Genomic DNA, 17,391 nt, shown 5'->3' on the forward strand with positions numbered 1-17,391 from the left:
TCCGGTACCGGCCCAGGAGGCCGCGGGATCACGGGGAGGGAGGGGTCGCCGCTCCGCCGTCCCAGCGGGCCCTGGCCATGTCGACGCGGGCGGAGCCGGGGCGCAGGGGGGTGGCCTCGGCGGCGTAGTGGGCGCGGGCTCGGACCTCGTGGCCCGGCGGCGGGGAGCCGTCCGCGCGGATCACCCGCCACCAGGGCACCCCGCCGCCCCAGGCCGACATGACCGCGCCGACCTGGCGGGGGCCGCCCTCTCCGAGGTACTCGGCCACGTCCCCGTACGACATGACCCGCCCGGGCGGGATGCGTTCGGCGATCTCCAGGACACGCTCGGCGTACTCGTCCGGACGGGAATCAGACTGCGGCATGCCACCAGGTTAGGGAGTCCCGGTGCTCCGCCGTGTCAGTGCGGGACCGGGCGCCTGTGGGCGCCGCCGCTCAACGGCAGGCCCACCGCGCCCATGGCCGCGACGAGCGCCCCGAGGACCCACGCGGTCCAGGCCGCGGCGGGTCTGTCGGCGAAGCCCAGCAGCCACGGCGCGCAGAACATCAGCGTGCCCAGGGCCAGCATGACCGCCTCCCCCGCGATCATGCCCGGACGGGTGACGGACATCACCGCGGTGAGCATGACGGCCAGTCCGAGCAGGAACATCGCGACCATGCCGACACCGAACATCCCGTGCCAGATCCAGCTGACGGCGGCTCCGACACCGGCTGCCAAGGCCACCCAGTCGTCCCAGCGTCCCTCCATAGCGCACCTCCCGGACCGCACCCTCTCCTACCCGGGAGGTACCCCGTGCGGCCCGCGTCCCAACCCGCCCGAAGGAGCCGGTCACACGCGCGGGGCCGCCGCGGTGTCCCGCGGCGGCCCCGCCGGCGCGCCCTCACGGCGCGTCGGTCCCGGTCAGTACGTGGGCAGGCTCGGGTCGATGTTGGCGACCCAGGCCAGCACGCCGCCGCCGACGTGCACCGCGTCGGAGAAGCCCGCGCTCTTGAGCGCGGCCAGCGCCTCGGCCGAGCGGCCGCCGGACTTGCAGTGCAGGATGACCTGCTTGTCCTGCGGCAGCTTGGCGAACGCCTCGCCGCTCAGGAACTCGCCCTTGGGGATGAGCACCGAGCCGGGGATGCTGACGATCTCGTACTCGTTCTTCTCCCGGACGTCGACGAGGTGGAAGTCCTCGCCGTTGTCCATCTTCTCCTTGAGCTCCCGGGCGGTGATGGTGGAGCCGGACGCCGCCTCCTGCGCCTCCTCCGAGACCGTCCCGCAGAAGGACTCGTAGTCGATCAGCTCGGTGATCGGCTCGCCCTCGGGGTCCTTGCGGACCTTGACCGTCCTCCAGGTCATCTCCAGGGCGTCGTAGATCATCAGGCGGCCGACCAGCGTCTCGCCGATACCGGTGATCAGCTTGATGGCCTCATTGACCATGACCGACCCGACCGCGGCGCACAGCACTCCCAGGACGCCGCCCTCGGCGCAGGAGGGGACCATGCCGGGGGGCGGCGGCTCGGGGTAGAGGTCGCGGTAGTTGGGCCCGTACTCGTTCCAGAACACGCTGACCTGGCCGTCGAAGCGGTAGATCGAACCCCACACGTACGGCTTGTTCAGCAGGACGGCGGCGTCGTTCACCAGGTAGCGGGTGGCGAAGTTGTCGGTGCCGTCCAGGATGAGGTCGTAGCCCGCGAAGATCTCCAGCGCGTTGTCCGACTCCAGGCGCTCCTTGTGCAGGATCACCTTGACGTACGGGTTGATCTCCTCGACGCTCTCGCGCGCGGACTCGGCCTTGGGCTTGCCGAGGTCGCTCTGGCCGTGGATGACCTGGCGCTGCAGGTTGGACTCGTCCACGACGTCGAAGTCGATGATGCCCAGGGTTCCCACCCCGGCGGCGGCCAGGTACAGCAGTGCGGGCGAGCCCAGCCCGCCGGCGCCCACGACCAGCACCTTGGCGTTCTTCAGGCGCTTCTGACCGTCCATTCCGACATCGGGGATGATCAGGTGGCGCGAATAGCGGCGTACCTCGTCGACGGTCAGCTCGGCGGCTGGTTCGACCAGCGGCGGCAGCGACACAACAGCTCCTCAAACGATCGGTGACGCGGCGTGCCCACGACGGTCCGAGGCCTTCGGGCCGTCCGTGCGACCGGGCACGTCACGAGCTTTTCTCTTATCCCAACCTACGGGGTGGGGTTTATCATTCCCGCCCCGGGATACGGGAACGGACGCGCCGTTCCCACGGCCGCGGACCAGCGGACCGACCGCGGCCCGCCCCTGTCCCCGCTCGTCCTCCCGCACCTGCGGGGCGACGGCGGCGCGGTGCGGGCACCGGGCGGCCGCCAACCGACAGGGGGCCTTCATGACATACGAGGCGAACCACTCGCGCGTCGCACCGCTGGACCGGGCGGAGGAGGAGGGCGGCTCCCCGGAGACGCCCGAGGCCGACGCCGCGGAGCAGCGCGCCTCCGCGGGGGGCGACAACGACGACGACTGGCAGTCCGGCGTCTCCCTCGGCGCCGGGTCCGAGGTCCCCGAGGCCGACGCGGTCGAACAGGCCCGGGAGGTCCACGAGGACGAGGACGACTACCGCTGACCTCCCCGCACGGGCCCTCGGGCCCGTGCGGGCGGCCCCCGGACCGGTCCCCCCGGAACGCGCCCGGGCAACCTACGGACAAGTAAGATATTGCGGTACGCGTCGGACCCGCTGTTTCTCCCCCAGGGCCACGCACATCGCTATCAGGTCAAGCCGCGGCGTCCACCGCCGCGGCCAGTTCGGAGGGTGTGGCTGTGACGGCTCCTTCAGACGCCCGCCCACGCGGGACCCGGCTTCCCCGGATGGCACGCCGACGGCAGTTGCTCGCCGCGGCTCAGCAGGTCTTCGTGGCGCAGGGCTACCACGCGGCCGCGATGGACGAGATCGCCGAACGCGCGGGGGTCTCCAAGCCCGTGCTCTACCAGCACTTCCCCGGCAAGCTCGAGCTCTACCTGGCGCTGCTGGAGCAGCACTCCGAGGCCCTGGTCGAGAAGCAGCGGACCGCGCTGGAGTCCACCGACGACAACCGCCAGCGGGTCACCGCGAGCTTCAAGGCGTACTTCGACTTCGTCGCGGGCGAGGGCGAGGCGTTCCGCCTGGTCTTCGAGTCCGACCTGCGCAACCTTCCGGCGGTGCGGGAGAAGACCGAGCAGACCCTGCTCCAGTGCGCCGACGCCATCGGCGAGGTGATCCGCCAGGACACCAGCATCTCCGACGAGGAGGCGCACCTGCTCAGCGTCGGCCTGGTCGGCATGGCCGAGACCAGCGCGCGGTACTGGCTGAGCAGCTACGGGGACATTCCCAAGGACGCCGCCGAGCAGCTCATCGCGCGCCTCGCCTGGCGCGGCATCAGCGGCTGGGATCTCACCCGGAACTGACCCTCCCCGCCCCACGGTCCGCACGGCCCCGGCCCCCGCGACGATCCGCTGCGACTCCCCCGCGGTTCGCTTTGCCCGATATCGGGTAGTCGCGGGGTCGACAAGTGTTTTCCTCGGTCCCGCCGGATCACGGCCGCGCAGTTCAGGGGGTTCTCTCGCCGGTCTGCCGGCGCGACCGCCTCGGGGGGAGGAACGACATGACCACGCCACTGATCGTGACCGATTTCGGACAGAGCCTCAGCGGCATCTGGGGGGCCGTGGTGTCCTTCGTGCCCAGGCTCCTCGTCTTTCTCGTCGTCCTGGTACTGGGCTGGCTGATCGCCAAGTTCGTCGGCAGGATGGTCGCCAAAGGCCTGGCCAAGGTCGGACTGGACCGGGCCCTGGAGCGCAGCGGCATCGGCGAGTACTTCCAGCGGAGCCGGTACAGCGCCGGCGACATCGCCGGGAAGTTCGTCTACTACGCGGGTGTGCTGATCGTCCTGCAACTGGCCTTCAGCGCCTTCGGCCCGAACAACCCGATCACCCGGATGCTCAACGGCGTGGTCGCGTGGCTGCCGCAGCTCGCGATCGCGCTGGTGATCGTCGTCGTGGCCGCCATGATCGCGCGGGCCGTCCGCGACCTCATCGCGGGCGCGCTCGGCGGCCTGGGCTACGGCAGGATGCTGGCCGGTATCGCCGGCGTCTTCATTCTCGCGCTCGGCGTCATCGCCGCGCTCAACCAGATCGGCGTGGCCACCGCCGTCACCCAGCCGGTGCTGATCACGGTGCTGGCCACCATCGCGGGCATCATGATCGTCGGTGTCGGCGGCGGTCTGATCCGGCCGATGCAGCAGCGCTGGTCGGGCTGGCTGGACACCGCCGAGCAGGAGACCCGGCGCATCCGGCAGGAGGGCAGCTACCAGCGCGGGCGGACCGACGCCATGAGCGGCGCGCGCACGGACGAGCGGACCGGGCCGACGCACGCGGCCACCGGTCAGACCCAGCAGATGTCCACGCCCCGACAGGGGGCGCACGGGTACCGCAACCCGCCGGCGCGGGGGTGAATTCGGGCACCGGTGGTTTCGTTGACGGTCGTGGGCTTTCCGCCCGTTTCGGGGCCGGGAAGGGCGGAAAGCCCAAAACCGTCAACGGAACCCTCACGCGACGGACATCGTGGGCGCGGCCCCGACCCTCACCCGCCGTCGCCGCCCGCCGTGACCTCGCGATCCGCGTGGCGTGAGGCCGAACGACCCACCCGAAGCACCGGCACGCCGAACCACCCCCGCGCCGGAGGTTCCCTAGAGGAGCTCCTCTCCCGCGAGTTCCTCGCGGGACAGGCGCTCGATGCGCCGGAAGCAGAGGACCGCTCCCGCGATCAGGAGCAGGAAGCCGAGCCAGAAGGCCGGGCTGGTGGGACCCGTCACGATCATGACGACCACGGCGATGACCGCCTGAAGGGCGTAGAGCGAGAAGTCGACGCGATCCCGGTGGATCAGGACCCCGATCGGTGGACGCGCCGCCCCATGTCGGCCGCTCCTCATGCGTTTTCCTTTCTCGCGGCACGACGACGGCCGCCTCTTCGGCCACAGGGCCGGGTCTTCCCAGTGGTCGGAGTGGAGTTCGCGTTCAACCCGCGCCGCCCCGCGCGTCCCCCGGCTCCGGGGGGAGCGGAGTGCGCGACCGCACTCCGGGTAGGGCTCAGCGTACGCCCGGTGAACGGACCTCCGTGCCGGTTCACGAATCGCCGTGATTACGGCGGCCGGAACCCGCGTCGCAGATGAGGACCAACCTAGCGGACGAAACCGCGCTCCCTGGCCATCCGGCAGATGGCCAGGAGCCTCAGGGTTTCCCAGTCGTGGTCCACCGCGTCGGAGTGCCATCCGCGCTCGCGGCACCCGTCGAGAAAACCGGTCAGGTAGTAGGCGAGGCTCCGGCGGGACAGCCGGACGCCGTCCTGTTCGATGGAGTCCCGGATACCGGCGGCGTGCTGGTCGACCTCTGCGGTCAGCCCCGGGGCCGACGGCTCCTCCAGCAGGCCGAAGCTGCCGAAGTCGTGCGTGAGCCGGGCCAGCGGGCAGTCAACGAAGAACCCACGGCGCATGGAGATCAGTACCTCGGAATGGTAAAGGAGAGGGAACGGGACAGACTATATACGCCCCCGCACCACGAAAGAGGCCGTCGCTCCCCAACCCGGCAAACCCCCTGACAAGGGAAAAGACCCGACCGAGGGCCCGGGCGCCCGGTGCTCCCGGGCCCGTCCGGAAAGCGCCTCCGCGTCAGCGGGGCCCGTCCCCGAGGAGGGGCGGGTCCCGGAGCGGCTTCCCGAACGCGCCCTAGCTGCTCAGCCCCATCGCCTTCAGCCGGGCGCTGTGCGCGTCGGTCAGCCTGGCGAAGATCCGGCTGACCGCGGCGAGGTCGCCCGATTCGGCGTTGTCCTCCGCGCCTTCGGTGACCAGGAGGGCCGCGAGGTGGGGCCGCTCCGCGGCGACCCGCTGCGCCTGGCTGAGGGCCTCCCCCACGAGGCGGCGCGCCCACAGCGCGAGCCGGCCCGCCAGTTTCGGATCGTCCGCGACCGCCTGCTGGACCTTCTTCGCGATGAAGCCCGCCCGGCCCTCCTCCGAGAGCACGCCGGTGACCAGTTCGCGGGTCTCGTCGTCGGCGAGCACGGCGACCTGCCGGTAGAAGTCGCCGGCGATGCCGTCCCCCACGTAGGCCTTGACCAGGCTCTCCAGCCAGCTCTGCGGCTCGGTCCGGGCGTGCCAGGCGTCCAGCGGGGCCACGAACGGCTCCATCGCCGCCTCCGGGGCGACGCCCAGCTCCACCAGCCGGTCGTGCAGGCGCTGGTAGTGGCCCTGCTCCGTCGCCGCGAAACCCGCGAGTTCGCCCTTGTCCGCCAGGGAAGGGGCGAGCTCGGCGTCGTCCGCGAGGCGGAAGAACGAGACCAGCTCGGCGTAGGCCAGCAGCCCCAGCAGGTCGACCACGCCGCGCGCGGCCGTGGTGTCTTCGGAGGGCGTCTGAGCGGGTCCAGAGGTCATGGGCCACAGGGTAGCGCTCCCCGCCGGGACGCGCCCCGGGACTATTCACCCGTGTCCGCGTGTTCACGAGAAGGACGCGCGGCGGGCGGCGAGGTCCGCGAGGGCGGCGCCCCGCGCTCTATCCAGTGTCAAAGGGCGCAGGCTAGACTCTTCACCGTGACCGGCGCCTGCCGGTCTCCGCGCGGAGCACCCCGTCGCAGTCGGCCGCGACAGCCCCCGCAACAGGGCCCGCGAACGACCACCGACACGTCCGGCAGCGACCCCTGCGACCCGGTACGAGTGCGTGCGAGCCCTCGGTCGAGGAAGACCACCGCACCCTACGGTGGCGGTTCCCCGGCCCGGAGGCGACCGCGCACCACCTCCGCCGCGCACCATGACAACTGCAAGCGGACGGCCCCGAGCCGATCGCGGATCCGTGACTCGGCGGCACCGACGCCGCCCACGGTCGAAGACGCGCCACCCGGCCGCCCACGGGGTCCCGCCCCGGGGCGCCGGTGAGCCGCGCCGGATCACCGCGACAGCCGCGAGCTCGACGTACGAGCCCGTCCGCGCCACGACCCGGCCGCACACGCGGCCCGCCCAGATGGAGGCACGGACCCTGACCGCCACCGACAACACCACCGAACCGCAGGCGACCTTCCGCGAACTCGGTATCACCGACGACATCGCCGACGCCCTCGAAGCCGAGGGAATCGTCTCGCCCTTCCCCATCCAGACCCTCGCCCTGCCGCTGGCGTTGACCGGGACCGACATCATCGGCCAGGCCCGCACCGGCACCGGCAAGACCTTCGCGTTCGGCCTGCCCCTGCTGCAGCGCGCACAGGCCGACCCCGGGAGCGCCAGGCGCCCCCGCGCGCTCGTGGTCGTGCCGACCCGCGAACTCGCCATCCAGGTGGCCGCGGACCTGGCCACCGCCAGCAAGCGCACCGGCGCGCGCATCGTCACCGTCTACGGCGGCCGCGCGTACGAGCCGCAGATCACCGGGCTGAAGAACGGCGTGGACATCGTCGTGGGGACGCCCGGCCGCCTGCTCGACCTCGAGGGCCAGCGCCACCTGGACCTGTCCGAGGTCGGCGCACTCGTCCTGGACGAGGCCGACAAGATGCTCGACCTGGGGTTCCTCCCCGACATCGAGCGCATCCTCAAGGGCATCCCCGAGCAGCGGCAGATCATGCTGTTCTCGGCGACGATGCCCAGCGAGATCGTGAGCCTGTCGCGCAACTACCTGCGCCGGCCCACCCATGTGCGGGCCAGTGACGACGACTCCGGCCACACCCTGCCCAGCCAGGTCTCCCAGCACGTCTTCCGCACCCACCAGATGGACAAGCAGGAGATGCTCGCGCGGCTGCTGCAGGCCGAGGGGCGCGGGCTGACCATGGTGTTCTGCCAGACCAAGCGGGTCTGCGACCAGGTCTCGACCGCGTTGAAGGGGCGTGGCTTCGCGGCCGCCGCCGTGCACGGCGACCTCGGCCAGAGCCAGCGCGAGCGGGCGCTGCGCGCCTTCCGCAACGGCAAGATCGACGTGCTGGTCGCCACCGACGTCGCCGCGCGCGGGCTCGACGTGGACGACGTGACGCACGTGGTCAACTACGAGTGCCCCGACGACGAGAAGACCTACACGCACCGGATCGGCCGCACCGGCCGGGCGGGGCGCTCGGGCACCGCCGTGACGTTCATCGACTGGCAGGAGACCGCCCGCTGGAAGCTGATCAACGGCGCGCTCGGCCTGTCCTTCACCGACCCGGAGGAGACCTACTCCACCTCGGCGCACTTCTTCGAGGCGCTGCGGATCCCGTCCGGCACCAAGGGCACGCTCGCCAAGGAGCAGCGTGAGCGGGCCGGGATCGAGGCCGAGGAGATCGAGGACATCGGCGAGACCGGCCGCCCGGGCCGCGGTTCCGACGACGGCGAGCCGTCAGGCCGGAGCCGTTCGCGCACCCGCCGCCGCACCCGCGGCGGAGCCTCCGCCACGACCGCGACCGCCGCCACCGCCGCGGAGCCCGTCACCGAACCGGCCGCCTCGGCCGACGGGGACAGGCCCGCCCGGAAGCGCACCCGTCGCCGCCGCACCCGCAGCGGTGTCGAGGTCAGGAGCGACCAGGAGTAGTCCGGACCGGGGCCGTCGCGCCCGGCGTCCCCGCGGCGGGGACCCGGTACCGCCGAAGGCCCCTTTCAACGCCTTATCGTCTATGGTGAACCGACGTGAGTACTCCTCGGTTTCTGACCCTCCCGCCCGGGGTGCGGCGCGTCGACGTCGCCACCCCGCTCGGAACGATCGCCGCCCTGGCGGCCAGCCCGGCCGCCGGCGGCTGTGAACTGCATTCGGCGGTCCTGGTCCCGGGGTTCACCGGAAGCAAGGAAGACTTCATCCAGATCCTGCAGACGCTGGCCCAGGCCGGGCGCAGGGTCTACGCGATCGACCTGCCCGGCCAGTACGAGTCTCCCGGCGGCGACGATCCGGACTCCTACTCGTGCGCGTCGCTGGGCCGCGTCGTCACCGACTTCATCGACGCCGTCGACCAGGGGCCGGTGCACCTGCTCGGGCACTCCTTCGGCGGGCTGGTCACCCGGGAGACCGTGCTGGCGGGCGAGATCCCGCTGCTGTCCCACACCCTGATGAGCTCCGGACCCAGCGGCGTGAAGGGCCCGTCCAGGACCGACGCCGAGCAGCTGATGGCCGTACTCGGCGGCTCCCCCACCCGCGAGCGGATGAACCAGATCTGGTGGGCGCACTTCGAGGAGCCGCAGAAGGCGAGCGGCCTCCCCGAGGAGATCCACGTGTTCCTGCGCGAGCGGATGCTCGCCAACCACCCGCTGGGCCTGTTCCGCATGGCCGGCGAGGTGACCTCCGCGCCGGACCGGACCGACGAGCTCGCAGCGGTCGACCTGCCCAAACTGGTGCTCTACGGAGAAGACGACGCCACCTGGCCGCCCGAGGTGCAGGCCGCCATGGCCAAGCGGCTGGACGCGCACCGCGTGGTCATCCCCGGCGCCGCCCACTCCCCCGCTGTGGAGGCCCCCGAGACCACCGCGAGCGCCCTCACCAAGTTCTGGAACGCCGCGGAGACCTTCTAGGGCCCTCGCCCCGAGGTCCGGCGGACGTCCTCTTCCCGCTGGTCTCGACTTTCCCGTGGCCTCGACCGCGTCCGAGGCCCGGAAAGGCCGAGGCCAGCGGGAAACACCACGGGGCGGCCGAGCGCCCGCCCCGGCGCCGGGTCAGTCTCCGGAGACCCAGGAGTCGAAGTTCTTGCTCTCGGCCCCGACGGTGGTCTCCTCCCCTTGGGAGGGAAGCACCCGGGTGTCCTCGGGAAGCGCCAGCAGGACCTCGCCGACGGAGGCGAGCTGGGTGGTGTAGTCCATGTAGCCCTCGCCGACCGTGCCGAGCTCACCGGCGAGGAGGGTGTCGCCGCTGCACACCACGCCCAGGTCGGCGAAGTAGTAGGACAGGGACCCCGGGGCGGTGCCCGGGGTGGGCAGGATCTCCAGCTCGAAGTCGCCGATGGTCAGCGTGCCGCCGCCCTCGGCCTCGATCTCGGGGTTGTGCTCGACTCCGTGGACCTTGCGCCAGCGGCGCAGCTCCCGGGGGTGCACGGCGATGGGCGACTCGTCGCGCTCGGCGACCTCGACCGCGCCCGCGATGTGCGGCTGGTAGCCGTTCGTGCAGGCGACGAGGTAGATCTCGCGGTCGCCCACCGCCTCCAGGACGGCCTTGGCGTCCGGACCGGGGTTGACGACGACGACGCCGTCCTCGTCGACCTGGACGATCCAGGTGCTGGTGACGACCGAGTGCTCCTCGCCGTCGACCTCCAGGACCGCGGGGCTCTCGATCCGCTGGACGCGGGAGTCGTCGGCGTCCTCCGCGACGGCCTTCCCGGGACCGTCCTCGGACTCGGCCTCCTCGGTCCCGGCCGCGTCGCCGGGCTTCTCCCCGGCCCCGCCGGTCTCGGCGGACCCGGCGCCCGTTCCCGCGACCGCGCTCTCGGCGTCCGCCCCGGTCGTCTCGCCGCCGTCAGCGGCGGTCTCCTCGCCGGCCTCCTCCGCGGCCGTCGAAGCAGTGCCCGCCTCGGCAACGTCCTTCTTGTTGGCCTTCCGCTTCCAGAACACGGTGCCGACCCTTCGATTCGCTTGCGACTCAGAGATTGGTGCGGGCCTATTGTCGCGGTCGGGCGCGCCGGACCGGTACCCGACAGTGCCGCGAATCACCGCGCACCGGCCCCGAGAAAGCCCGACTACCCGCATCGGGCCAGCTCACGGCAGTTCCGGGCGGAATGGTTAAAAGTACTAGAGAATCCCGTTCGGCGGCCGTCACCCGGCGATGGGGGACGCGCCGGTCGCGGGCGCGACGAGCCGGGCGTAGGCCTCGGGATCAGTGGTCGAGCAGCCCAGCCGGCGCCCGGTCAGCTCCCCGTGGTCGTCACTGGAGCCGGTGACCACCAGGCCCAGGTCCGCGGCGCGGCCCCGCCACCTCCCGCGTTCGGCTTCGTCGTGGGCGGGATGGTCGGCCTCGATCCCGCCGAGCCCGGCCGCGGCCATGCGCTCGACCAGCTCGTCGGGGACCGCGCCGGTGAGCGCGCCCTCGCCGCGCGCCGGGTGCGCGAGGACGCACACCCCGCCCGCCGTGCGCACGAGCCGCACCGCGCGCACGGGGTCCAGCGCGTACCTCGCCACGTAGGCGGGGCCGCCCGACCCGATCCACCGGTCGAACGCGTCCGGGACGTCCTCGGCCGCACCGGCCTCGACGATGGCGCGGGCGATGTGCGGCCGGCCGACGACGTCTCCGCCGTCCACGTCCCCCGCGATGGCGCGGACCCGCTCCCAGGTGACGGCCACGCCCTCCGCCCGGAGCCGACCGACCATCCCCTCGGCCCGCACGACCCGGTCCCGGCGGACGCGCTCCAACTCCGCCGCGAGTTCGGGGTGCGCCGGGTCGAACAGGTAGGCCAGCAGATGCACGCTGGCCCCCTCGTGGGCGCAGGACAGCTCCATGCCCGGAACCAGCGTGAAACCGCGCGGCAGGCTCGCGGCCGCCTCCGCGTGCCCCGCCACCGTGTCGTGGTCGGTGAGCGCCAGAACGTCGAGTCCGGCCGCGACCGCGTGCTCGATCACGGCCGCGGGCCGGTCGGTTCCGTCGGACACTGAGCTGTGCGAGTGCAGATCGATGCGCATCGCCTGATCGTAGGGCGTCAGTCGGGGACGCGCAGCGCCTCGCTCAGGAACGGGGAGGGTGCGCCGAAGGGGGGTTCGAAGCCGAGTCCGTCGTCGCGCAGGTCGCGCACGGCGTTGATCTCGCACATGAGCAGGCCGGTGTCCGCGGGTTGCAGAATGATCCACAGCCAGCTGGCCAGCGCCTCCCCCACGTAGACGGCGCGCTCCTTCCCCCCGTCGACGCTCCAGAGGTGGATCTCGTGGCCGTCGTGGCGGACCCGCGCGTCGGGTTGCCCCTGGTCGAACCCGTCGCCGGGGTCGGGTCCGTCGAGTCGGGCGATCCGCGTGGCGAGACCGATACCGGGGTCCTCCGCGACGATCACCATCTCCCCGACGCCGCCCAGCGGCGCCGGGCCGGACAGCGCGACCGCGATGGCGAGCTCGCCGCTGCGGTCGTCGCCGGCGTCGGCGAAGCCGGTGACGACCCATCCGACGGGCAGCGGCCACGGAATCCAGATGGGCACCTTCGCCGACTTGGCGAGTATCTCCAGCGAGGCCGTGGCGGGGCTGCGCACACCCCGCAGCGGGGCGACCGGTCCGTGCGCGTCGCACTGCCACGCGCTCGACCACAGGTTCGGTTCGTGGACGGCGCGCCCGCAACGGGGACACGTGGGAACGGTCTTCATGGCTAGCGGAGGTGATACCCGAAACACCTGGTGAAAAACCTGGTGCCTCAGTCGCGTCCGGGAGCCGTGCCGCCGTGGGGGGCCTGCGGGACCGCCGTGGCGACGGCCGGGTCGGACGTGCTGCGCCGCAGGCGGCTGCGGCGCGCCATCCACACCACGACCAGGCAGAACAGTCCCACTTCGATGGCGCTGGCGCTGAATCCCTGCCAGCTGCCGGTGCTGCCCGACGGATCGGGCAGGCCCTCGTAGGCGGAGAAGGCGAACGCCGCGACGTTGTGCAGCACGTGCAGCGTGATCGCGGCCTCCAGCCCGCCGGTGTACCAGGTGAGCCAGGCCATGGCCAGGCCGAACAGCGCCACGTCGGCCATCGCCCAGTCGAGGTAGTCGTGCAGGGCCGCGAAGACCAGGCCGCTCACCAGGATCGACGGGACCGGGCTCGCGAAGAAGCGGTTGGCGGTGGCGGCGAGGGCCGGTCCGGGCCGCCGCGCACCGGCCCGCAGCCCCGCCCGCCCGGCCGGTGCGGAGCCGTAGGAGCCGATCAGCTGCATGAGGAAGCCCCGGGTGGCGTACTCCTCGGCCGCGGCCTGGAAGGGCACCAGCAGCACGATCACGGTCATCGCCAGGACGAACTGGCGGGTGCCCGCGTACTCCCCGAGGACCGGCTCCTCCGGGGCGGTGAGGAGGAGCACCGCGATGAGGTATCCGAAGGAGACCGCGACGCACATCGCGGCCACTCCGGCGCAGCGCAGCAGCCACGACCAGCGCAGGCGCCCCTCGACCGAGGAGAGCGAGCCGATCCGACGCTTCTGCACGACCCGGACGACGAACATCACCACCGGGGTCATCAGCGCCAGCATGACCAGTTCGGCCGCGAGGTCCGGCACCGGCGCGCCGAACAGGGCGGCGTCGGAGGGCATGCGCCGGATCACCGCGATCAGCTTGACCACGAAGACCACGAAGACGCTCAGGGCCAGGACCAGGACGACCGACAGGAACAGCGCCAGCGGCGGCTTCCACCAGTGGTGCCGCTCGGTGCGGGCCATCCGGTGGTACGGGGTGCCGGGTGGCGGCTCGGCCGTCCGCGGCCTGCGCGCGACGGGCGGCGGTGGCCAGGCCCACACCGCGGCCGGGTCCCCCTGGCCCGCCTGGTGGCCGGGGGGCCACGCCCAGGTCTGGGAAGGCTGCGGAACCGGCGACCGCTCCTGCCGGTCAGGATCGGACGGCCAAGGCGGTGGTGGCGGCGCATTTCCCATCGTTCGTCCGACACTACTAGCCGGTCATGTATTGGCCGCGTTAAGAACGCACACCGCCGGATCATGTTCTCGACCAGCGAACCCGCCTGCGGCGGCGGCTCGGGCGCGCCTCCCCGCGACCGTTTCCCGAGGGCGGGCCGGGGGCTACTGCGCGGTTCACGCCCGGGCTTTCGTACCATGGGATACATGTCCTCCACACCCACCACCGAGCAGGTGAACGCGGCTCTGGCGACCGTCCAGGACCCGGAGATCCACCGTCCCCTCACCGAACTCGACATGGTCAAGAGCGTCGAGATCAGCGCCGACGGCGCGGTCTCCGTCGGCATCTACCTCACGGTGGCCGGTTGTCCCATGCGCGGCCGCATCGAGAAGGACGTCTCCGCGGCGGTCGGCAAGGTGCCCGGCGTCACCGGTGTGACGGTCGACCTCGACGTGATGAGCGAGGACCAGCGCAAGGCGCTGCAGACGAAGCTGCGCGGCGGGCAGGCCGAGAAGGAGATCCCGTTCGCCAAGCCGAACTCGCTGACCAAGGTGTTCGCGGTCGCGTCCGGCAAGGGCGGTGTCGGCAAGTCCTCGGTCACGGTGAACCTGGCCGCCGCCATGGCCGCCCAGGGCCACAAGGTGGGGGTCGTGGACGCCGACATCTACGGCCACTCCGTGCCCCGGATGCTGGGCGCGGACGACCGCCCGACCAAGGTCGAGGACATGATCCTGCCCCCGACCGCGCACGGCATCAAGGTCATCTCCGTGGGCATGTTCACCCAGGGCAACCAGCCCGTCGTGTGGCGCGGCCCGATGCTGCACCGGGCCCTCCAGCAGTTCCTGGCCGACGTCTTCTGGGGCGACCTGGACGTGCTGCTGATGGACCTCCCTCCGGGCACCGGCGACATCGCCATCTCCGTGGCGCAGCTGCTGCCGAACGCGGAGATCCTCGTGGTGACCACTCCGCAGCAGGCCGCCGCCGAGGTCGCCGAGCGTGCCGGGGCGATCTCCGCGCAGACCCATCAGCGGGTCGCGGGCGTGATCGAGAACATGTCCTACTACCAGGCGCCCGGCAGCGACGAGCGCACCTACCTGTTCGGCGAGGGCGGCGGCCAGGTCGTCTGCGACGGGCTGACCAAGTCCCTGGGGACCAGGGTTCCGCTGCTGGGCCAGATCCCGCTCGAGGTGGGGCTGCGCGAGGGCGGCGACTCCGGCACCCCGTTCGTGCTGAGCGACCCCGACAGCGAGGCGGGCAAGGTGCTGCGGTCCATCGCCGAGGAGCTCGTCGGCAAGCCGCGCGGGCTGTCCGGGATGATGCTGGGCATCAGCCCGGCCCGCCGGTGACGGCGCGGAGGTGAGCGGTACCGCGGCGCGCTACGCCGACTGGCTCGCGGTGGCCGTCGAGGAGGCCCGGGCCGGCCGGGCCGAGGGCGGCGTCCCGATCGGGGCCGCCCTCGTCGGACGCGACGGCCGGGTGCTGGGGCGCGGGCACAACCGCAGGGTCCAGGACGGCGACCCGTCAGCGCACGGCGAGACCGCGGCGTTCCGCGCCGCGGGCCGCCAGCGCTCCTACACCGGGACGACGATGGTCACCACGCTCTCGCCGTGCTGGTACTGCAGCGGGCTGGTCCGCCAGTTCGGCATCTCGCGCGTGGTGGTCGGCGAGGCCCGCACCTTCCACGGCGGCCACGACTGGCTGGCCGAGCACGGCGTGGAGGTCGTCCTGCTGGACGACCCCGGGTGCGTGCGGATGATGACCGACTTCATCGCGGCCGAACCCGCCCTGTGGAACGAGGACATCGGCGTGGACTAGGGAGGCTCCGGCGCGGGGATGGTTCGGCGTGCCGGAGCTTCGGGTGGGTCTTTCGGCCGCACGCCACGCGGATCGCGAGGTCACGGCGGGCAGCGACGTCGGGTGAGGGTCGAGGCCGCGCCCATGACGTCCGTCGCGTGAGGGTTTTGTTGACGGTCGTGGGCTTTTCCGCCCTTCCCGACCCCGAAACGGGCAGAAAGCCCACGACCGTCAACAAAACCACCGGTGCCCGAATTCACCCCCGCGCCGGAGCCTCCCTCGTGTTCCGCGCCCGAGGCCCGGTGGGCGGTTCGCCGGTGCCCGTTTGCTGGTCTTGACCCTTCCGGGGTCTCGGAGACGGTCGAGGCCCCGGCAGGGAAGACCAGCGGGAGGAACGGACACCGGCGGAGGCTACTCCGTGGAGGAGCCCAGGGTCATGCTGGTCTCCCGCTCGGCGCCGTCGCGCTCGTAGACGATGTCGACCCTGTCCCCCGGGGCCTTGTTGCGGATCAGGGTGACGAGCTGGTTGGAGTCGCTCACCGGGGTGCCGTCGAACTCCACGATGACGTCGCCGGGCCGCAGTCCCGCCTCGTCGGCGGGGCCGTCGGACAGGACGGTGTCGCCGTTGGTCTGGTCCTCGATGATCCGCGCGCCCGGCTCCTGGTAGCTGAGGTCCAGGACCGCGCCGATGACGGCGTGCGGGGCCTCCCCCGTCTCGATGAGCTGGTCCACCACGCGCGAGGCCTGGTTGGACGGGATCGCGAAGCCCAGGCCGATGCTTCCGGTCTGCTCGCCGAGGCCGCCTCCCATGGTGGCGATCGCGGAGTTGACCCCGATGACCATGCCCTGGTCGTTGACGAGCGGCCCGCCGGAGTTTCCGGGGTTGATCGCGGCGTCGGTCTGGAGCGCGTTGAGGTAGGCCTCCTGGCCGCTCTCGCCGACCGTGACGGGGCGGTCGAGCGCGCTGATGATGCCGGAGGTGACGGTGCCGTCCAGGCCGAGCGGCGCGCCGATCGCGATCACCGTGTCCCCCACGGTCACGCTGTCGGAGTCGCCGAACTCCAGCGGCTCCACGTTGACGGGGTCCGCCAGCCTCAGGACCGCCAGGTCCGAACTGGGGGCCGAGCCCACCACCTCGGCCTCGCTGACGTGGCCGTCGCTGTAGACGACCTCGATACCGGTTCGCTCGACCGCCTCGGCGACGTGGTTGTTGGTGACCACGTAGTCGTCGGCGATGACGAACCCCGAACCGTTCCCGCTGGCCTGCGGTCCCGCTCCGCGGATGGACACCACGCTCGGGTTGACGCGCTGGGCGACGCCGGCGATGGTGTCGGGCGCGCGGCTGGGCGCGTCGCTGGGGACCTCGTTGTCCAGCACCCCGGATCGCTCCCCCTCGGTGGGGGCGCCGCCGCTCAGGGAGCTGCTGATCACGCCGCCCACGCCGGCCGAGCCCAGCGCCACGAACATGACGGTGACGACGAGCACCCACAGCGGGACGCCGCGGCGCTGCCTGCGGGCGGGCCCGGGAGCGCCGGGGTGGTGGTGGGGCACGCCCGGCCACTGGCCGGTCGGGGCACCGGGGCCACCGGGGGTACCCGGGCCGCCGGGACCGGGCGGACCGCCGGGGGCCCCGGGAACGCCCTGGCCGAACGGGGGCATCGGGGCGCCCGCGGCGCCCGGTCCGGACGGGGCGCTCCCCCACGCCTGGCCGACAGGCGGGGCCTGGTGCTGCTCGCCGAAGGCCCCCTCCCACCGCTGGGGGTACGCGCCGGACTGGGCCTGGCCCGGTCCCGGTTGCGCCCACCCGGGAGCGGGGAGCCCGTGGTGCGGCGACGCTCCGGCGGGCCACCCGCCGCCCGGCCCGGGCGCGTCCGGCCGGCTGTCCGGCGGCGGCTGCGGCGACTGCTGCGGCGCCTCTGACGGCAGCTCCCGCGCCTCGGCCGCCCCTTGGCCGGTCGCCGTGCTTCCTTCAGGGGTCGACGAAGGATCGGAGCGCGGTTCGGACGGGGTCGCGCGGTCCGCTGCCGTGCCCTCCGCCTCTTCCCCAGAGGCGCGGTGTCCGGTCTCGTCGGTCATGAGTTCTCCGTCTATCGGTGCACGGCCCATCCTGGCGCGCACGACAT

Annotated in this window: 18 protein-coding genes; 7 read left to right on the forward strand and 11 right to left on the reverse strand. The window is 72.5% G+C overall.

The window, feature by feature from the left end:
* Positions 1 to 28: 28 nt before the first annotated feature.
* From EV190_RS00210 to moeZ, 3 genes are all read right to left on the reverse strand, one after another.
* Positions 29 to 364, reverse strand: a complete 336-nt coding sequence (locus EV190_RS00210) for an MGMT family protein (protein WP_133739363.1) — start codon at positions 362 to 364, stop codon at positions 29 to 31.
* Positions 365 to 399: 35 nt separating this feature from the next.
* Positions 400 to 747, reverse strand: a complete 348-nt coding sequence (locus EV190_RS00215) for an SPW repeat protein (protein WP_133739364.1) — start codon at positions 745 to 747, stop codon at positions 400 to 402.
* A gap of 153 nt (positions 748 to 900) precedes the next feature.
* Positions 901 to 2,061, reverse strand: a complete 1,161-nt coding sequence (moeZ, locus tag EV190_RS00220) for an adenylyltransferase/sulfurtransferase MoeZ (protein ID WP_133739365.1) — start codon at positions 2,059 to 2,061, stop codon at positions 901 to 903.
* Between the two features lie 283 nt (positions 2,062 to 2,344).
* On the opposite strand from moeZ, the gene EV190_RS00225 reads away from it, so the two are divergent.
* From EV190_RS00225 to EV190_RS00235, 3 genes are all read left to right on the forward strand, one after another.
* Positions 2,345 to 2,578, forward strand: a complete 234-nt coding sequence (locus tag EV190_RS00225) for a hypothetical protein (RefSeq protein ID WP_133739366.1) — start codon at positions 2,345 to 2,347, stop codon at positions 2,576 to 2,578.
* A 242-nt stretch (positions 2,579 to 2,820) separates the two neighbouring features.
* Positions 2,821 to 3,396 carry a TetR/AcrR family transcriptional regulator gene (locus EV190_RS00230; protein ID WP_166655343.1) on the forward strand — a complete coding sequence of 192 codons (576 nt, stop codon included), beginning with the start codon at positions 2,821 to 2,823 and terminating at the stop codon, positions 3,394 to 3,396.
* 197 nt (positions 3,397 to 3,593) lie between these two features.
* Positions 3,594 to 4,439: a mechanosensitive ion channel family protein gene (locus EV190_RS00235; RefSeq protein ID WP_133739368.1), complete on the forward strand. Its 846-nt coding sequence runs from the start codon at positions 3,594 to 3,596 to the stop codon at positions 4,437 to 4,439.
* A gap of 234 nt (positions 4,440 to 4,673) precedes the next feature.
* Here EV190_RS00235 and EV190_RS00240 read toward each other — a convergent pair whose 3' ends face one another.
* The 3 genes from EV190_RS00240 to EV190_RS00250 form a co-directional block, all read right to left on the reverse strand.
* Entirely contained in the window at positions 4,674 to 4,916 is a 243-nt protein-coding gene (locus EV190_RS00240; protein WP_133739369.1) for a hypothetical protein, read from the reverse strand.
* A gap of 248 nt (positions 4,917 to 5,164) precedes the next feature.
* Complete coding sequence (locus EV190_RS00245) at positions 5,165 to 5,476, reverse strand: DUF6401 family natural product biosynthesis protein (protein WP_133739370.1); 312 nt, start codon at positions 5,474 to 5,476, stop codon at positions 5,165 to 5,167.
* A 232-nt stretch (positions 5,477 to 5,708) separates the two neighbouring features.
* On the reverse strand, positions 5,709 to 6,410 hold the full coding sequence (locus EV190_RS00250) for a ferritin-like fold-containing protein (RefSeq protein ID WP_133739371.1): 702 nt from the start codon (positions 6,408 to 6,410) through the stop codon (positions 5,709 to 5,711).
* A 652-nt stretch (positions 6,411 to 7,062) separates the two neighbouring features.
* Between EV190_RS00250 and EV190_RS00255 the strand changes: the two genes are divergently transcribed.
* Both EV190_RS00255 and EV190_RS00260 read left to right on the forward strand, forming a co-directional pair.
* Positions 7,063 to 8,517 carry a DEAD/DEAH box helicase gene (locus tag EV190_RS00255; protein ID WP_133740073.1) on the forward strand — a complete coding sequence of 485 codons (1,455 nt, stop codon included), beginning with the start codon at positions 7,063 to 7,065 and terminating at the stop codon, positions 8,515 to 8,517.
* Positions 8,518 to 8,612: 95 nt separating this feature from the next.
* Positions 8,613 to 9,485, forward strand: coding sequence for an alpha/beta fold hydrolase (locus EV190_RS00260; protein ID WP_133739372.1), 873 nt, complete (start codon positions 8,613 to 8,615; stop codon positions 9,483 to 9,485).
* A 141-nt stretch (positions 9,486 to 9,626) separates the two neighbouring features.
* Here the strand turns inward: EV190_RS00260 and EV190_RS00265 are convergent, their stop codons facing one another.
* The 4 genes from EV190_RS00265 to EV190_RS00280 all read right to left on the reverse strand — a co-directional run bounded on the left by EV190_RS00265 (position 9,627) and on the right by EV190_RS00280 (position 13,284).
* On the reverse strand, positions 9,627 to 10,514 hold the full coding sequence (locus EV190_RS00265) for an MBL fold metallo-hydrolase (protein ID WP_133739373.1): 888 nt from the start codon (positions 10,512 to 10,514) through the stop codon (positions 9,627 to 9,629).
* Between the two features lie 201 nt (positions 10,515 to 10,715).
* Complete coding sequence (locus EV190_RS00270) at positions 10,716 to 11,576, reverse strand: PHP domain-containing protein (protein WP_133739374.1); 861 nt, start codon at positions 11,574 to 11,576, stop codon at positions 10,716 to 10,718.
* 17 nt (positions 11,577 to 11,593) lie between these two features.
* On the reverse strand, positions 11,594 to 12,241 hold the full coding sequence (locus EV190_RS00275) for a DUF6758 family protein (protein WP_133739375.1): 648 nt from the start codon (positions 12,239 to 12,241) through the stop codon (positions 11,594 to 11,596).
* 47 nt (positions 12,242 to 12,288) lie between these two features.
* Positions 12,289 to 13,284, reverse strand: coding sequence for a CPBP family intramembrane glutamic endopeptidase (locus tag EV190_RS00280; protein ID WP_243742242.1), 996 nt, complete (start codon positions 13,282 to 13,284; stop codon positions 12,289 to 12,291).
* 396 nt (positions 13,285 to 13,680) lie between these two features.
* Between EV190_RS00280 and EV190_RS00285 the strand changes: the two genes are divergently transcribed.
* Both EV190_RS00285 and EV190_RS00290 read left to right on the forward strand, forming a co-directional pair.
* Positions 13,681 to 14,820: an Mrp/NBP35 family ATP-binding protein gene (locus EV190_RS00285; protein ID WP_133739377.1), complete on the forward strand. Its 1,140-nt coding sequence runs from the start codon at positions 13,681 to 13,683 to the stop codon at positions 14,818 to 14,820.
* Between the two features lie 10 nt (positions 14,821 to 14,830).
* On the forward strand, positions 14,831 to 15,289 hold the full coding sequence (locus tag EV190_RS00290; RefSeq protein ID WP_133739378.1) for a nucleoside deaminase: 459 nt from the start codon (positions 14,831 to 14,833) through the stop codon (positions 15,287 to 15,289).
* Between the two features lie 390 nt (positions 15,290 to 15,679).
* Here the strand turns inward: EV190_RS00290 and EV190_RS00295 are convergent, their stop codons facing one another.
* Positions 15,680 to 17,344 carry a trypsin-like peptidase domain-containing protein gene (locus tag EV190_RS00295; protein ID WP_243742243.1) on the reverse strand — a complete coding sequence of 555 codons (1,665 nt, stop codon included), beginning with the start codon at positions 17,342 to 17,344 and terminating at the stop codon, positions 15,680 to 15,682.
* Positions 17,345 to 17,391 lie beyond the last annotated feature (47 nt).

This window comes from Actinorugispora endophytica, assembly GCF_004363075.1.
Taxonomy (GTDB): Bacteria; Actinomycetota; Actinomycetes; order Streptosporangiales; family Streptosporangiaceae; genus Actinorugispora; species Actinorugispora endophytica.

Bases quoted from the DNA above. Each gene is read 5' to 3' on its own strand.
- EV190_RS00210 (WP_133739363.1), bottom strand. From the start codon at position 364: ATGCCGCAGTCTGATTCCCGTCCGGACGAGTACGCCGAGCGTGTCCTG.
- EV190_RS00215 (WP_133739364.1), bottom strand. From the start codon at position 747: ATGGAGGGACGCTGGGACGACTGGGTGGCCTTGGCAGCCGGTGTCGGA.
- EV190_RS00225 (WP_133739366.1), top strand. From the start codon at position 2,345: ATGACATACGAGGCGAACCACTCGCGCGTCGCACCGCTGGACCGGGCG.
- EV190_RS00230 (WP_166655343.1), top strand. From the start codon at position 2,821: ATGGCACGCCGACGGCAGTTGCTCGCCGCGGCTCAGCAGGTCTTCGTG.
- EV190_RS00235 (WP_133739368.1), top strand. From the start codon at position 3,594: ATGACCACGCCACTGATCGTGACCGATTTCGGACAGAGCCTCAGCGGC.
- EV190_RS00240 (WP_133739369.1), bottom strand. From the start codon at position 4,916: ATGAGGAGCGGCCGACATGGGGCGGCGCGTCCACCGATCGGGGTCCTG.
- EV190_RS00245 (WP_133739370.1), bottom strand. From the start codon at position 5,476: ATGCGCCGTGGGTTCTTCGTTGACTGCCCGCTGGCCCGGCTCACGCAC.
- EV190_RS00250 (WP_133739371.1), bottom strand. From the start codon at position 6,410: ATGACCTCTGGACCCGCTCAGACGCCCTCCGAAGACACCACGGCCGCG.
- EV190_RS00270 (WP_133739374.1), bottom strand. From the start codon at position 11,576: ATGCGCATCGATCTGCACTCGCACAGCTCAGTGTCCGACGGAACCGAC.
- EV190_RS00275 (WP_133739375.1), bottom strand. From the start codon at position 12,241: ATGAAGACCGTTCCCACGTGTCCCCGTTGCGGGCGCGCCGTCCACGAA.
- EV190_RS00280 (WP_243742242.1), bottom strand. From the start codon at position 13,284: ATGGCCCGCACCGAGCGGCACCACTGGTGGAAGCCGCCGCTGGCGCTG.
- EV190_RS00285 (WP_133739377.1), top strand. From the start codon at position 13,681: ATGTCCTCCACACCCACCACCGAGCAGGTGAACGCGGCTCTGGCGACC.
- EV190_RS00295 (WP_243742243.1), bottom strand. From the start codon at position 17,344: ATGACCGACGAGACCGGACACCGCGCCTCTGGGGAAGAGGCGGAGGGC.